This window comes from Thermaerobacter nagasakiensis (assembly GCF_055396825.1).
The window spans coordinates 583094-597881 of record NZ_AP043740.1 but is presented as its reverse complement, the minus strand read 5'-3'; the positions used below and the strand labels follow the sequence as shown (position 1 = coordinate 597881).

Here is a 14788-nt window from a genome sequence, read left to right as displayed (position 1 = left end):
CCGCCATCGTTGCGCCCGTCCGCCCCTGCCGCCCGGCACGGCAGGGCCAGCCGCTCGCCGGCGGCCCGCAGCGGCGCCGCCGGTTCGACCACCACCCGGCCCCGGCAACGCCCGGGCCGGTCCCTTCCCTGCGGTCACCTCCGGTTCATACCCTTTACACAGGCGGCCCATCCCCAGAGGGATCAAGGCGGCAAGCAAATCGCCACAAGCATGGAGTCCACTTGCAGGAACTATGCGTCCCGGTGCCGAACCACCAGGCCAAGGATGGCGGCACCATGGTCATGCGGGCTCCGGGAATCGTCCCGGGGTCGGTGGGTCTTGTGCGCATGGTCACCTGCCACTGACGGAAACCAATAACAGTGGCAAGGTATAATGCTAGCGCAAGGCCATACCCCTGTCAATGCCGCCAGCCTGTCCCACGGTTTCCCGCAGCAGCCGAAGGGTAAGGCCCACCCGGTCGGGATGGGCTTTCTTGTTGGCGGCTTACTGGCGGCCTTCTGGTGGCACCCCGCCGTCGTCCTTTGGGCCTGCACAGCGCCATCATGCGGGCCTGCACAGCGGGCCTAAAAGGAGTAGGCGCCGGTGCCGCCCCGCAGGACCGCACCGGCGCCGCAGCCCAGCGTCTCGCCCCAGCCCACGGTCTTACTGGATCTCCACCGTGGCGCCCACTTCGGCGAGCTTGGCCTTGATCTGCTCCGCCTCTTCCTTGGAGGCGCCCTCCTTGATCGGCTTGGGCGCGTTGTCCACCAGGTCCTTGGCTTCCTTCAGACCGAGACCCGTCAGCTCGCGCACGACCTTGATGACCTGGATCTTGTTGGCGCCCACGTCCTTGAGGATGACGTTGAACTCCGTCTTCTCCTCCTCGGCCGCCGGAGCCGCGGCGCCCGCCGCCGCCGCGGGCGCGGCCACCGCCACCGGAGCCGCCGCGGAGACGCCGAACTCCTCCTCGAACTTCTTGACCAGCTCCGCCAGCTCCAGCACGGTCATGCCCTTCACGATGTCCAGCACTTCCTGCACCTTGGACACCGCAATCCCTCCTCGTGGGGTCATGTTGGGGTGGCCGGAATTCCGTCCGGCCACCGGTCTTAAGCGGGACGCGCCGGCTCAGGCCTGCGCCTCCCGCTGGCGCCGCAGCGCGTCGACGGCGTAGACGAAGGACCGCAGAGTGGCCGCCAGGACGCCGGCCAGGCCGTACAGGGGCGCCTGCATGCCGCCCATGACCTTGGCCAGCAACTCCTCCCGGGAGGGCAGGTCGGCCAGCTGCTGGACCTCCTTGACACCGATGATCCGGCCGTCCAGGAGGCCGCCCTTGATCTGCAGCTGGTTGTACTCCCGGGCAAAGCGGGAAAGCTCCTTGGCCGCCACCACCGGATCGTCGAAGCCGAAGGCCAGGGCCGTGGGCCCCTCCAGCAAGGGGTCCAGGCCCTCGATGCCTGCCTTCTCCGCCGCCCGGCGGATCAGGGTGTTCTTGATGACCCGGTACTCCACGCCCTGGGCGCGCAGGCGCCGGCGCAGCTCCGTGGTCGCGGCCACGTTCAGCCCGCGGAAATCCGTAAGGATCACGCCCTGGGCGCGCTGCAACTTGCCTGCCAGGTCTTCCACCAGCGCTTCCTTCTGGGCCCTGTTGAGCAAGGTGTCACCCCCTTCCGGGCCGGACCGCCCGGTGCCGGGGAACAAGAAACCCCGGCGGCTCCCGCCGGGGTACGGTTGCAGCACGGGTTCGAGTCAGGACCCGGCGGGTCGAACCCGCCCCCGCGGCCCGAGGCCGCGGCCACCGGGGACGGCGCCCCGCCGCGGCCGCCCGCCGGCCGCACGGCCGTCAGCAGGCATGACCGGAGGTGACCGGGGCGCCTCCATCGCCCGATGGGGCCTGTCCTGACCGGCTGTCACCGTTACCTCGGCAGGCGGGCCCGGACGGCCCTTTAAGCACAGGCACCTGCTGTCTGCGGTAACGCCTTGCGGCGGGCGGGCCTGGCGGCCCGCCCGCCGTGCTCACCGTGAAGAAAGGAAACCAGAACTTCGGCCCCGGAGCAAGCCCTCGGGCCGAAAGATGTCAAGCCACCTGCCCGACGGCCGTCGGGCGGATGCGGATGCCCGGACCCATGGTGGACGAGACCGTGACCGAGCGGATGTACTGGCCCTTCGCTGCCGCGGGGCGGGCCCGCACCACGGCCTCAACCAGGGCATCCAGGTTCTCCTTGAGCTGTTCGACGGTGAAGGACACCTTGCCGATGGGGACGTGGACGTTGCCCGCCTTGTCGGTGCGGAACTCCACCTTACCGGCCTTGAACTCCCGCACCGCGTCGGCCACCTCGAAGGTCACGGTCCCCGTCTTGGGGTTGGGCATCAGCCCGCGCGGGCCCAGGATGCGGCCCAGACGCCCCACCACACCCATCATGTCGGGGGTGGCGATGGCCACGTCGAAGTCCAGCCAGCCCTGCTGGATGCGCTCGGCCAGCTCTTCCGCCCCCACGACGTCGGCGCCGGCCGCCTCGGCGGCCTTGGCCGGCTCGCCCTTGGCAAAGACCAGCACCCGCACGGTCCGGCCGGTGCCGTGGGGCAGGGTGACGGTGCCGCGCACCACCTGGTCCGCGTGGCGCGGATCCACGCCCAGGCGCAGGGCCACCTCCACCGTCTCGTCAAAGCGGGCCGAGGCCAGCTCCTTCACCTTGGCCAGGGCCTCTTCGGGCTCGTAGAGGCGCTGGCGGTCCACCTGGGCCGCCGCACCCCGATAGCGCTTGCCGTGCTTCGGCATACAAGATCCACCTCCGTGGTCCGGACGACGGCCTTGCAGCCGTCTCCCACAGGTGATTCATGGAAGAACAGGCCGATCAGGCTCGGGGCGGGCCCGCGTCAGGCCTCGACCACTTCGATGCCCATGCTGCGGGCGGTGCCCTCGATCAGCCGCATGGCGGCTTCCACGTCCGCCGCGTTCAGATCGGGCATCTTGAGCTCCGCGATCTCCCGGATCTGCTTCCGGGTGACGCGGCCGACCTTGTTCTTGTTGGGCGCGCCCGACCCCTTCTCGACGCCCGCCGCCCGGGCCAGCAGGATGGAGGCCGGGGGCGTCTTGGTGATGAAGGTGAAGGACCGGTCCTGGTAGACCGTAATCTCCACGGGGATGATCAGGCCCACCTGGTCCTTGGTGCGCTCGTTGAACTCCTTGGTGAAGGCCATGATGTTGACGCCATGCTGGCCCAAAGCCGGACCGACCGGCGGCGCCGGTGTGGCCTTGCCGGCCGGAATCTGCAGCTTGATCTTGCCGATGACCTTCTTGGCCACGTCGCCTCTCCTCCCGCTCCCGCAGCGTCCCGCCCGCCGGCCGCGGGTCCCGCGGCCGGCACCTGCACCAGGGTCCGGCCTGCCGGACCGCACGGAAGCCGCCGGCCGGCACCGGGCGGGCGGCCACGGTCACTGCACCATTAAAGCTTCTCGACCTGGGTGAAGTCCAGCTCCACCGGAGTTTCCCGGCCGAACATGGAGACCAGGACCCGCAGCTTGCCCTTCTGGTGGTCGATGGTCTCCACCTGGCCGATGAAGCCCTCGAAGGGCCCGTCGGCCACCTTGACGGACTCGCCCACCTCGAACCGGATGAGCGGCCGCGGTTCGTCGACGCCCATCTGCCGGCGGATCTGCTCGACCTCCGACGGCAGAAGGGGCGTGGGCTTGCTCCCGGCCCCCACGAAGCCCGTAACCCCCGGCGTGTTGCGCACCACATACCAGGAGTCGTCGGTCATGATCATGTCGACCAGCACGTACCCCGGGAAGACCTTGCGCTGCACGGTGCGCCGCTTGCCGTCTTTGACCTCGATGGCCTCCTCGGTGGGAACAAGGACCTCGAAGATCTTGTCCTGCATGCCCATGGTGCGCACGCGCTTCTCGATGTTCGCCTTGACCTTGTTCTCGTATCCGGAGTAGGTGTGGATCACGTACCATTGCCGGCGGGGGTCGCTCGGGGCCGGCGGCTGGCCCGTGCTCTCCGGGACCGTTTCCCGGCCGGCCGCCTCCGGGCCGTCTCCCGCGGCGGCCCCTGCCGCTCCATCGCCGCGTCCTGGCGCGGCGGGCCCGTCCAGTGCCCCGCCGGTCCCCGGCTCGTCGGATCGGAATTCTTCCGCATGCCGCTCTCGCACCATGGTCGCGGGTTCCCGAGGAACCCGTCACCCCCTTCGCCTTGTGCCGGTACCGCCTGCCGCACCTGCCCTGATCCCCCGGCTCCCGGGTCACCTTGCCCGGCTCGTCGCCGGCTTCCGGGTCCCCTTGCCCGGCCCGCCGGGCCCGCCCGGCCGCCGGTTCGCCCGGCGGTGCCGCCCTGGTGAAGGCACCCGTCGCCGGCCGGCGCTGCAGCGAGCTGGCGCGGGCCACCGGCCACGGCAACCGGAATGGCCGCAGCGGGAAGGGCCCGCCCCTTCCCACACTACCGGGCGTATCGCATCGACTTCGCCGGGCGTATCACACCGGCCGGCCCTTGCTGCAGGGGCGGCGCCGCGCCGGCAGCGGCTGAGCCGTGACGGCTTGCCCGTTCAAGCCGGGAAGGGTCGCCGGATGATCCCCCTGCGATGGCCGCCATGGGTCAATGTCTGGATCAACCCGGCAACACCAGCTGGATGACCTGCCGGATCACGAAATCCACGACCCAGATCAGGGCTGCCAGAAAGGCGACGGTGCCCAGCACCACCGCCGTGTAGGTCACGGTCTGCTGGCGGTTGGGCCAAACCACCCGGCGCAGCTCGGCTACGGTCTGGCGGAAGAACCGGGCGACCCTCTCCACCGCCCCGCGCACGGATACCCGCCTGCCCATCGCTGCATCCCTTCCTGCCGCCCCGGCCGGCCGGCTGCCCGCCGCCGGTGGGGCGACCGATCCGCGCTGCCGCGCCATGGCACCGTCACCTCACAAGGGCAAAAAAAGAAAGCCCTGGCCATGATGAGTTTTACAATCCACGTCCCCAACCCACGCACCTGCTCCCTGGCTGCACGCAGCGGCTGCGCACGGCAGGACCGCAGGCACAGAGCCGCATTGGGAAGCGGAAAGAAAGATGGCAGGCCCGGAGGGATTCGAACCCCCAACCTGCGGATTTGGAGTCCGCCGCTCTAACCAGTTCGAGCTACGGGCCTGCGAATACGGCGCAAACTACGACCACAGCCCGGAACAGAAACCCGGAGCGCTTTGATTATACCTGCCCCCTGCAGGGCGGTCAATTGCCGGCACGACGGCCAGGGGGCCGGAGGGCGCTGTCCCGGACTGGGGTCCTTGCCGGGAAGGGCCGGGCTCATCCGGCGGCACCGGGCCGGGGCCTGGCGCTGGCGTCACCGGCCTCGGGCCAGGCCACCTGCCGCCACGCCCCCCGCTCCGGCGCCTGCAGACCCCACCCTTGCCGTCAAGGATCAACGGGTCTCGCGGTGAACGGTGTGACGACCGCACCACTTGCAGTACTTGCGCAGCTCCAGCCGCGAGGTGTGGGTGCGCTTGTTCTTGGTGGTGGCGTAGTTCCGCCGCTTGCACTCGCTGCATTCCAGGTTGATGACGACGCGCATGGCTCATTCCTCCACGGCCGCCCGCCCGGACCCGCCCCGCCCTGCCTTCACCGCGAGGATGCGATGACGGTGCACTGCGCCAGGGAGGACAGGTACCGGTGCGGCCGGCAGGCTGAAAGCGCAGCGGGGCAGGCGGCCCTGCCGTTTGCCCCACTGAATGTAGCACGGGGCAGGACGCCTGTCAAAGACGGCCTGCCCCGTTCGCCGCCGGAAAGCCCTGCCTGCTCGCCGGCAGCGACCTACTCCAGGATCTTGGTGACGACGCCGGCGCCCACGGTGCGGCCGCCCTCGCGGATGGCGAACCGCAGCCCTTCCTCGATGGCGATGGGGGTGATCAGCTCCACCGTCATCTCGATGTTGTCCCCGGGCATGCACATCTCCACGCCCTCGGGCAGCTTGATCTCCCCCGTCACGTCCGTCGTCCGGAAGTAGAACTGCGGCCGGTACCCGTTGAAAAACGGCGTGTGCCGCCCGCCCTCTTCCTTCTTCAGCACGTACACGTTCCCCATGAACTTCTTGTGCGGGTTGATCGTCCCCGGCTTCGCCAATACCTGCCCGCGCTCGATCTCGTCCTTGTCAATCCCCCGCAGCAGGCACCCGATGTTGTCCCCCGCCACCGCCTCGTCCAGCACCTTCCGGAACATCTCCACGCCCGTCACGACCGTCTTCCGCGGCTTGTCGGTGAAGCCCACCAGCTCCACCTCGTCGCCCACCTTCACCCGGCCCCGCTCCACGCGGCCCGTCGCCACCGTCCCGCGCCCCGTGATGGAGAACACGTCCTCCACCGGCATCAGGAACGGCTTATCCACGTCCCGCTGCGGCGTCGGAATGTACTCGTCCACCGCCTTCATCAGGTCCAAAATCGCCTGCTCCGCCGCCGGATCCCCTTCCAGCGCCTTCAGCGCCGACCCCTTGATCACCGGCACCTCGTCCCCCGGAAAGTCGTACTGGCTCAAAAGCTCCCGGACCTCGAGCTCCACCAGCTCCAAAAGCTCCGGATCGTCCACCATGTCCACCTTGTTCAAAAACACCACGATGTACGGCACGCCCACCTGCCGCGCCAGCAAGATGTGCTCCCGCGTCTGCGGCATCGGCCCGTCCGCCGCCGACACCACCAGAATCGCCCCGTCCATCTGCGCCGCGCCCGTGATCATGTTCTTCACGTAGTCCGCGTGCCCCGGGCAGTCCACGTGCGCGTAGTGCCGCGCGTCCGTCTCGTACTCCACGTGCGCCGTCGCAATGGTGATCCCGCGCTCCCGCTCCTCCGGCGCCTTGTCGATCTGGTCGTAGGCCACAAACTGCGCCTTCCCCTGCTTCGACAGCACCTTCGTGATCGCCGCCGTCAGCGTCGTCTTCCCGTGGTCCACGTGCCCGATGGTCCCCACGTTCACGTGCGGCTTCGTCCGCTCGAACTTGGCCTTGGCCATGGGGCCACACCCTCCCGATCTGCACGGAGATTGCAGGCATTCGCCCAAAATAAGCGGCTCTATTGTACTGAACTGGATGGGGTGGGACAAGCGGACGGCAGAGGAGGAAATGGCCAGCCGGCCGGGCCCGGACGAGCCCCCGCCCCCGGGTCCCTTGCCGACGGGGGCTTCCCGCACCGCCCACCGCTGGCGCCCGCCCTTCAGGATGCCCCGCCGCGGGCAGAAACGGCATGGCCCCCGCGCCACGGCGGGGGCCATCACACCTTCCTTGAGCTGCCGGGCGGAATCGAACCGCCGACACCAGCCTTACCATGGCTGTGCTCTACCGACTGAGCTACGGCAGCCCGGGGCCGCTTCACAGGCCCACAGACAACAATCAAATGGTTGCGGGGGTGGGATTTGAACCCACGACCTCCGGGTTATGAGCCCGACGAGCTACCTGGCTGCTCTACCCCGCGTCGTGTGGAGAGGGCTGGATTCGAACCAGCGAAGGCGTAAGCCAGCAGATTTACAGTCTGCCCCGTTTGGCCGCTTCGGTACCTCTCCATGCCTGCGCTCGTCCCGCCGCGGCCGTCCCACCGGGCGACCGCTGGGCCGAACGCCGATTCTCATTATATCAGGCCTGTCAAGCGACCCCGGGGAAGGCGATCGGAGCTGGCGGACGGATTCGAACCGACAACCTGCCGCTTACAAGGCGGCTGCTCTACCGTTGAGCTACGCCAGCACGGATCCAACCGCAAGACCGATGATACCACGGGAGTCGCCCCCTCGCAACTGGCTCCCGGGGCTCCCGGCCGTCCGAGAAAACGCCACCGCCCGGGAAGCGCCCCGATGCAGGCGGCCCACGCGGCGACACCCCAGGGGACGCCCCCGGGCGGTGCCGGCGCGCTCGCCGCCGTGCTCCCGTCGCCGGGCCGCACCCGCACCCGCCCTGGCGGACCCCGGCCGCGCCGGTGCCGGCGCGCTCCGGGTGCGCACGCGCGCCCCGGCCCGCCCTTTCCCCGCGCGGCTTCCACGCACCCCGGCGGACCCCCGCCCGGCGGCCCCGCCAGTGCAGCCGGCCCGGGCTTCAAGCCCGGGCCGGCTGGTCCAGCTGCTGATTGCGCGATTCGATATAGCGCTCCAGCTTCCGCTTGACCCGCTGGAGGGCGTTGTCGATGGACTTGACGTGCCGGTTGAGCTCATCGGCGATCTCCTGATACGATTTGCCATCCAGGTAGGCGATCAGCACCCGCCACTCCAGCTCGCTCAGGATTTCGCCCATCTTCTGCTCGATGTCGCCAAACTCTTCCCGGCTGATGAACAGCTCCTCCGGATCCGTCACCCGCGACCCGGAGATGATATCCAGCAAGGTTCGGTCCGAATCCTCATCATAAATGGGCTTGTTGAGCGATACATAAGAATTCAAGGGAATATGCTTCTGGCGCGTGGCCGTTTTGATGGCCGTAATGATCTGGCGCGTGATGCAAAGCTCAGCAAAGGCCCTGAAGGACGACAGCTTATCGCTGCGGAAATCACGGATGGCCTTGTAAAGCCCAATCATGCCCTCCTGGATGATGTCTTCCCGGTCGGCGCCCACCAGAAAATAGGAGCGCGCTTTGGCGCGGACGAAATTCTTGTACTTTCCGATGAGGTATTCCAGCGCCTCCGGGTTTCCCTGCCGGGCGATTTCGACGATTTCTTCATCTTCCATCCGGTCCAGATCCCGATCTACCAGTGAAGACGCATGCGCCTGGGCGTTCACCGTCTCCATCGCCTCCGTCAGACAGGGTCACGGCGGCTAGCGGGGTCCGCGCGCAACGAGGGTTTGCCGTAAGGGCGGGTACCCGACAACCGGTTTTGCTCCCATGATATGCGCGAAGTTGCGGAAATACCGACCGGTGATGGCGCCTACGGGACGGAAAGCTTCCTGGTCGGAATCTACATGTGGACAAATCGCAAGGCCATTATACTGGCGTGCTTCGACAAGCGTCAAGGATGCGGGCGGGTCCCGCTTTCCCCTGCCGGACCGCTGCCGCCGGTTCCGCCGGGAGCCGCGCCGCGCTGCCGGCGCTGGCGCGCCGCCTCGAACAGCAGGATGCCGGCGGCCACCGATACGTTGAGGGACGCCACCTTCCCGGCCATGGGGATGAAGACCCGGTCGTCGCACTGCCGGAGCAGCAGCGGGGGGATGCCCCGGCCCTCGCTGCCCAGGACCAGCGCCGTGGGCCGGGTCCAGTCCCACTGGTCATAGGGCTGGGCCCCTTCCGGGTCGGCCGCCACCACCCAGACCCCTTGTTCTTTGAACCGGCGGACCACCTGATTGAGGTTGGCCACCTGGGCAACCGCCAGGTGAACCAGGGCACCGGCAGAGCTCTTGAACGCCGTGGGCCCCAGCGGCGCGCTGCGATGGACCGGGACCACCGCGCCATGGGCCCCCGCCGCCTCCGCCGAGCGGAAGACGGCACCCAGATTGTGCGGGTCCTGGATTCCGGCGCAGATCACCAGCAAAGGAGGCTCGCGCCGCCGGGATGCCACCTCCAGCAGATCCAGAGGGTCCGGTTGCGGCAAGGGGGCCGCCAGGGCGATGACCCCCTGGTGTCCCTCGGTCTGGGCGCGACGCTGCAGCTCCGCCGGATCGATCTCGGTGACCGGTACGCCCCGGCGGCGGGCCAGCGCCTCCAGCTCTGCCAGGGCCGCGCCCCGCCGCCCGGCGGCCACCCAGACGTGCCGGACGGGATGGCCGCTGCGCAGGAGCTCCAGCACCGGCTGCCGCCCTTCCACCTGGAGGAACCCTGCCCCGCCGGGGGCCGCCGCGCGGGGGCGCCCCCCGGCGCCGCCCCCTGTCGCGGGCCGGCGCCGGGGGCCCCGGATTCCTCCCCTGTCCCGGCCCCGCCCCGCCGGAGCCGTCACGGTCGCGCCCCCCGCGCCAGCGGCTCGGGGTGCTCCCGGCGGCGCACCCGCGTCCCCGCCGGCGTGTCTTCCAGGATGTAGCCCAGCTCGGCCAGGCGGTCGCGGATCCGGTCGGCCAGCTCGTAGTCACGGATGGAGCGGGCGTACTGGCGCACCTCCACCAGCAGGTCCAGCAGCGCCTGGGCATCTCCGGCCGGTTCGCCCGCGGCGCCGGTGCGGAACAGGCGCAAGGGGCGCCCCAGATCCCGGATCAGGTCCAGGGTGGCCTGGATCCAGGCCCGCGGGCTGCCGGGCCCCAGCGCTTTGTGGCCGTCCCGGGCCAGGGTGAAGAGGGCCGCCAGCGCGTCGGCGGTGTTGAAGTCGTCGTCCATGGCCTGCTCGAACTCGGCGCGAGCCTGGGCCAGGCGCGCGGGCCAGTCCACCTGTGCCGCCGGCACCAGGCTGCTCTCGGGCGCACCCGCCCGCTCGGGGGTCCCTGCCGCGGTCCCCACCGCGCTGCCGGGACCCTCCAGACCCCGGCGGGCTTCCGCCGGGTCGTCCTGCGCACCCCCGGAGGCCGCCCGAGCTGCCGGTTCGTCCCCCGCCGGCGCCACCGCCAGCAGGTGCTCCAGATGGGCGATGAAGTTGGCCAGGCGCTGGCGTGCCCGCTCGGCCTGCTCCAGGGCTTCCAGGCTGAACTCCAGCGGGTTGCGGTAGTGGGCGGAGAGGATGAACAGGCGGATCGCCTCGGGGTGGAAACGGGCGCGCAGGTCCCGGACCCGCCAGAAGTTGCCCATGGACTTGCCCATGCGCTGGCCGCCCACCTGGACCAGGGCCACGTGCATCCAGTAGCGGGCGAAGGGTTGGCCCGTGGCCGCCTCGCTCTGGGCGATCTCGTTCTCGTGGTGCGGGAAGACCAGGTCGCTGCCCCCCGAGTGGATGTCCAGGGTGGTGCCCAGCTCGTCCATGGCCATGGCCGAGCACTCGATGTGCCAGCCGGGCCGCCCCGGGCCCCAGGGGCTGTCCCAGGCGGGCTCGCCCGGTTTCTGGGCCTTCCAGAGGGCGAAATCCAGGGGGTTGCGCTTGTTCTCCGAAGCTTCGACCCGGGCACCGGCCAGCAGCTGCTCGGTACGCTGGCCGGAGAGCTTGCCGTAGTCGCGGAAGCGGGAGACGTCGAAGAAAACGTCGCCGTTGGCGACATAGGCGTAACCCTGGTCGATCAGGCGCTGGATCAGGCCGATGATGGCCCCGATCTTCTCCGAGACCCGCGGGTGGACGTCGGCCCGGACGATGCCCAGGGCGTCGGCGTCCTCGAAGTAGGCCCGGATCTGCTCGTCCGCCAGCTCCTTGACGCTGATCCCCCGCTCTGCGGCCCGGCGGATCAGCTTGTCGTCGATGTCGGTGAAGTTCTGGATGTAGCGGACCCGGTACCCGCGGTACTCCAGCCAGCCGCGCACCACGTCAAAGAAGAGGAACGTGCGCAGGTTGCCTACGTGGAAGTAGTCGTAGACCGTGGGGCCGCAGTTGTACATGCGCACCCGGCCGGGCTCCAGCGGCTCGAACGGCTCCTTCTGTCCCGTCAGGGTGTTGTAGATCTGAATGGCCATGCTCGTCCCCTTCCTCTGTCCCCTTCCTTGACCCCTTCACGCCCGGCTACTGCCCGCAGGCCGCTCCCGCCGGCCGGCGGCCGCGTTCGTCCGATTCAAGGGCCGCGGGCGCAGCACCCGGTCGCCCGGCGCCCTGCGGTCCCCCGTTGACGTGCTCGCGGGTGGCCGCGGCCCTTTCCTGCTCCAGCGCCGCCCTCTCCTGTTCCAGGGTCAGCAGGCGGTGTTCCAGCTCCTCCACGTAATCCTGCAGGCGCTGGATCGCCTCGGACACGGGGTCGGGCAGCTCGCCGTGGTTCAGGTCGACCCCCACGCGGCGGCCGTCCCGGATCACCACCTTGCCGGGGATCCCCACCACCGTGCAGTTGGGGGGCACCGGCTTCACCACTACGGCGCCCGCACCGATCCGGCAGTTGTCACCGATGGTGATGGCGCCCAGCACCTTGGCCCCCACCCCCACCAGGACGCCGTTGCCCAGGGTGGGATGACGCTTGCCCCGCTCCTTCCCCGTGCCGCCCAGGGTGACCCCCTGGTAGATGGTGACGTCGTCGCCGATCTCCGCCGTCTCCCCGATCACCACGCCCAGGCCGTGGTCGATGAAGCACCGCCGCCCGATGCGGGCACCGGGATGGATCTCGATCCCCGTCAGCCACCGGGAGAAGTGGGATATTCCCCGGGCAATGAAGTACAGGCGGCGCCGGTAGAACCAGTGGGCAATGCGGTGCATCCACAAGGCGTGCAGCCCGGGGTAGAAGAAGACCACCTCCCAGACGGAGCGGGCGGCGGGGTCGCGCTCGAAGACCACCTGGATGTCTTCCCTCAAGCGTTCCAGCAGGCGGCGCAGCATGGGCTCCACCCCCAAATGAAAGGGCCCTTCCGCCTTCAGAGGCGGGAGGGCCCGCGGTTCCACTCTGATTGGGTGCCGGTCCCGCGGCGGGACGGCCGGTCACCCCCCTCCTGCCGGCCCCCGGGCCACCACCTCCACCGGCTCGCAGCCGAACCACCGGCGGAGGCCGTGGCATCCCGCCCAGGCGGGAGCCCGGCAGCACCCGATAACGGCGGGCATCCGGCGACGCCTACTGGGCCGGCCAGAAGGCCCCGGCCAGGCCGGGGCGCCGGAATCCGGGCAGGGTCGAACCCGGCCCGGAGAGCCGGCCGTTGGGCGCGCAGCTCCCGGGTGCACTTCGGCAACGCCCCGGCCGGGGACCGCTTCCAGCCGGCGGCGGTCCCTCTCTGGCGGCGGAACGCGCCTACTCTCCCGTTCGTCGCCTGTGTCGCAATGATCGTCGTGCCAATTGCCATGCCAGCGGCGCCGGAGCCGGCGACCGGAAGTGTGGCGCCTGCCGGCCTGCCAGCGACTGGCTTGCCGTCATTATAGCCGCGGCCTTCCACCGGGGTCAACGCGCCGTGGTGCGAGCCAAAGGGCCCCCGGGGCGGCCCCTGGGGCACGCCCGGCGGCGGGCCCGGCGGAGGCCACGGCGGCAGCCCCGGCGCCCCGGCAGCGGGACGGGCCGTGCCGCGCCCCCTTGCCTTCCGGGCGCCCGCGACGTCACCCGCCCCAGCGCAGCACGCGGTACATCACCCGGGCCACACCGGCGGAGATCATGCCCAGGGCCTCGGCGGCCGCCTCCGACAGGTCCAGGTCGCGGCCCTCCACGTACGGCCCGCGGTCGTTGATGCGCACCCGCACGCTGCGGCCGGTTTCGGGGTACGTCACCAGCAGCACGGTGCCGAAGGGCATCGTCCGGTGGGCCGCGGTCATTTCCCGGCCGGTGAAGATCTCGCCGCTGGCGGTGGGCCGGCCATAAAAACCGGGCCCGTACCAGGAAGCGACGGCCGGAATCCAGTTCGGCCCAGCGCCCGTCTCCGCTGCAGGGGCGCCCGCGTCCCGGTCGACAGGGGCCTCGTCCTGCTCCTTGCCTGTCGCGGCACCCTCCTGGCTGCGGGACGGGTCCTGCGGGGCGGCAACGGAGCCCGGCTCCCCCGGCCCATCCCCTCGGGAGGAACCGCCCCCGCCCCCCGGCCCGCTCTGGCCATCAGCTTCCTGGTCAGCGGCTGCCTGGGCCGAAACCTCAGCCCGCAGGCCGGCATCGGGGATCAGCGCCACCGGATCCGGCAGGGCACCGGCGGTGACGGCACCGGCGGTGACGGCACCGCCCGCCCCGGCCCCCGCCTCCACCCCCTCCCCCGCGAGGGCGGGGATGCTTGCGCCGGCCGGCCGTGGCCCGCCACGCCCGGCCGGTCCCGGGGCGTCATCCACTGGACCGCCCCCCTCCCCGTTGCCGCCGGGAGACAGGGTCGGCCAGGCCTCGCCGGCGGCCATCTCCGGCGGCACGCTCCACCCGCCGGGGTTCAGCTCGGGCAGGGCCGGCGGCCACCAGCCCGCCAGCTGCCGGTGTAGGTCCTGCCACACGGGCTGGACCGGTGTCGCCGTGGCGGCCACGGCATCGCGCGCCGCGGCGACGGCGTCGTCCAGACGGGGCAGGGCCGCCTGCCCCCACTCCCTCAGGCTGCCGGCGGCACCGCGCCACTGGGCACGGGTATCGGCCGCCAGAAAGGCCGCGAAGTCGTCAAGCCGCTGCACCTGTTCCCATACGTTGCCTACCCAAGCGCCCGCGGCGCCCGCCACCGCCACCGGCTCCGCGACCAGGGAGCGGGGCGGTGCGACGGCCGCCGGCCAGGCACCACCGGCGGCTGCCCCCATGGCGAGCACCAGCAGCATGCCGCGGAGAGCTCGCCCGAGGGCCCTTGCCGTCTCCATGCCTTCACCCTCCCCACTGCGGGGGGCCATGGCATCCGCATCCTCCGGGAGCGGTCCAGCGCCGGTCCGGCCACCGTCCCTGCTGGACAGTCACCATCCTGGCCGGCGGGCAGGCCGGGGCGAAGGTCGTCAACGCCGCCGCCGGCGCCGCCCTGCCCCGCGGGGTCAGCCCTCGGTGGGCGGGTGGTCGGGCCCTGGCCCCTGATGCCGGCGCCGGCCGGGGTGCGGGTAGAACCCTGCCATGGCTCCCCCTGCCGGTGCTGGCACAATGCGCCAGCAGGACCAAGTCTGGCCGGAGCGGGCGTTTTCTATGCGGGCCCCCCAGGCCCCGGCCCGGCGCAGCGGGCTCGCAGGTGAGAAGCCCGGACGGTGTCTCGCGGGGAAGCCAGGACAGTGATGGCGGGACGCCGGAGCAAGGGAAGGGGGATTACGAGCAGGCAGGTGAACAGGAGGTGGCCATTAGGCTGGCGCTCGGCGAGGGGTGCCGCGCCCTGCTTGCCGGGGGCAGCGGCGCGGGAAAACCGGGCGCGGGAAGGCGGGGAGGAACAGGTGCCCCGCCGGGCCCATGAGCCCGCAAGGGCACCTTGCCCGCC

The 14788-nt window shown here is 70.7% G+C and carries 13 protein-coding genes and 5 tRNA genes; all 18 read right to left on the bottom strand.

Going from position 1 to position 14788, the window contains the following annotated elements; translation table 11 throughout:
* Positions 1-642 precede the first annotated feature (642 nt).
* Positions 643-1026, bottom strand: a complete 384-nt coding sequence (rplL, locus tag ACZ5T9_RS02580) for a 50S ribosomal protein L7/L12 (protein WP_006902824.1) — start codon at positions 1024-1026, stop codon at positions 643-645.
* Between the two features lie 78 nt (positions 1027-1104).
* A complete protein-coding gene (gene rplJ, locus ACZ5T9_RS02575; protein ID WP_006902823.1) occupies positions 1105-1632 on the bottom strand; it encodes a 50S ribosomal protein L10 in 528 nt (175 codons plus the stop codon).
* A 421-nt stretch (positions 1633-2053) separates the two neighbouring features.
* Complete coding sequence (gene rplA / locus ACZ5T9_RS02570; protein WP_006902822.1) at positions 2054-2755, bottom strand: 50S ribosomal protein L1; 702 nt, start codon at positions 2753-2755, stop codon at positions 2054-2056.
* A 98-nt stretch (positions 2756-2853) separates the two neighbouring features.
* Entirely contained in the window at positions 2854-3282 is a 429-nt protein-coding gene (gene rplK / locus ACZ5T9_RS02565; RefSeq protein ID WP_006902821.1) for a 50S ribosomal protein L11, read from the bottom strand.
* A 140-nt stretch (positions 3283-3422) separates the two neighbouring features.
* Complete coding sequence (gene nusG / locus ACZ5T9_RS02560; protein WP_006902820.1) at positions 3423-4133, bottom strand: transcription termination/antitermination protein NusG; 711 nt, start codon at positions 4131-4133, stop codon at positions 3423-3425.
* 449 nt (positions 4134-4582) lie between these two features.
* Positions 4583-4798 (bottom strand): preprotein translocase subunit SecE, encoded by a 216-nt coding sequence (gene secE / locus ACZ5T9_RS02555; protein ID WP_207635409.1) that lies wholly within the window; start codon positions 4796-4798, stop codon positions 4583-4585.
* Positions 4799-5034: 236 nt separating this feature from the next.
* A tRNA-Trp gene (locus ACZ5T9_RS02550) sits at positions 5035-5112 on the bottom strand.
* A 270-nt stretch (positions 5113-5382) separates the two neighbouring features.
* Positions 5383-5532 carry a 50S ribosomal protein L33 gene (gene rpmG, locus ACZ5T9_RS02545; protein WP_006902818.1) on the bottom strand — a complete coding sequence of 50 codons (150 nt, stop codon included), beginning with the start codon at positions 5530-5532 and terminating at the stop codon, positions 5383-5385.
* 239 nt (positions 5533-5771) lie between these two features.
* On the bottom strand, positions 5772-6959 hold the full coding sequence (gene tuf / locus ACZ5T9_RS02540) for an elongation factor Tu (protein WP_006902817.1): 1188 nt from the start codon (positions 6957-6959) through the stop codon (positions 5772-5774).
* A 271-nt stretch (positions 6960-7230) separates the two neighbouring features.
* Positions 7231-7303 (bottom strand) — tRNA-Thr (locus ACZ5T9_RS02535).
* 37 nt (positions 7304-7340) lie between these two features.
* Positions 7341-7417: transfer RNA gene (locus ACZ5T9_RS02530), tRNA-Met, on the bottom strand.
* A gap of 5 nt (positions 7418-7422) precedes the next feature.
* Positions 7423-7505, bottom strand: a tRNA-Tyr gene (locus tag ACZ5T9_RS02525).
* 106 nt (positions 7506-7611) lie between these two features.
* Positions 7612-7683 (bottom strand) — tRNA-Thr (locus tag ACZ5T9_RS02520).
* Positions 7684-8028: 345 nt separating this feature from the next.
* A complete protein-coding gene (gene sigH, locus ACZ5T9_RS02515) occupies positions 8029-8652 on the bottom strand; it encodes an RNA polymerase sporulation sigma factor SigH (RefSeq protein ID WP_242823324.1) in 624 nt (207 codons plus the stop codon).
* Between the two features lie 278 nt (positions 8653-8930).
* A complete protein-coding gene (rlmB, locus tag ACZ5T9_RS02510; RefSeq protein ID WP_464833727.1) occupies positions 8931-9722 on the bottom strand; it encodes a 23S rRNA (guanosine(2251)-2'-O)-methyltransferase RlmB in 792 nt (263 codons plus the stop codon).
* A 125-nt stretch (positions 9723-9847) separates the two neighbouring features.
* Complete coding sequence (gene cysS / locus ACZ5T9_RS02505) at positions 9848-11437, bottom strand: cysteine--tRNA ligase (protein ID WP_464833726.1); 1590 nt, start codon at positions 11435-11437, stop codon at positions 9848-9850.
* Between the two features lie 46 nt (positions 11438-11483).
* On the bottom strand, positions 11484-12281 hold the full coding sequence (cysE, locus tag ACZ5T9_RS02500; RefSeq protein ID WP_464833725.1) for a serine O-acetyltransferase: 798 nt from the start codon (positions 12279-12281) through the stop codon (positions 11484-11486).
* A gap of 702 nt (positions 12282-12983) precedes the next feature.
* Positions 12984-14195, bottom strand: coding sequence for a septal ring lytic transglycosylase RlpA family protein (locus tag ACZ5T9_RS02495; protein WP_464833724.1), 1212 nt, complete (start codon positions 14193-14195; stop codon positions 12984-12986).
* Positions 14196-14788: the final 593 nt, after the last annotated feature.

Coding starts and splice junctions, on each gene's coding strand:
- rplA (WP_006902822.1), bottom strand. CDS start 2,755: ATGCCGAAGCACGGCAAGCGCTATCGGGGTGCGGCGGCCCAGGTGGAC.
- nusG (WP_006902820.1), bottom strand. CDS start 4,133: ATGGTGCGAGAGCGGCATGCGGAAGAATTCCGATCCGACGAGCCGGGG.
- secE (WP_207635409.1), bottom strand. CDS start 4,798: ATGGGCAGGCGGGTATCCGTGCGCGGGGCGGTGGAGAGGGTCGCCCGG.
- rpmG (WP_006902818.1), bottom strand. CDS start 5,532: ATGCGCGTCGTCATCAACCTGGAATGCAGCGAGTGCAAGCGGCGGAAC.
- tuf (WP_006902817.1), bottom strand. CDS start 6,959: ATGGCCAAGGCCAAGTTCGAGCGGACGAAGCCGCACGTGAACGTGGGG.
- sigH (WP_242823324.1), bottom strand. CDS start 8,652: ATGGAAGATGAAGAAATCGTCGAAATCGCCCGGCAGGGAAACCCGGAG.
- cysS (WP_464833726.1), bottom strand. CDS start 11,437: ATGGCCATTCAGATCTACAACACCCTGACGGGACAGAAGGAGCCGTTC.
- cysE (WP_464833725.1), bottom strand. CDS start 12,281: ATGCTGCGCCGCCTGCTGGAACGCTTGAGGGAAGACATCCAGGTGGTC.
- ACZ5T9_RS02495 (WP_464833724.1), bottom strand. CDS start 14,195: ATGGAGACGGCAAGGGCCCTCGGGCGAGCTCTCCGCGGCATGCTGCTG.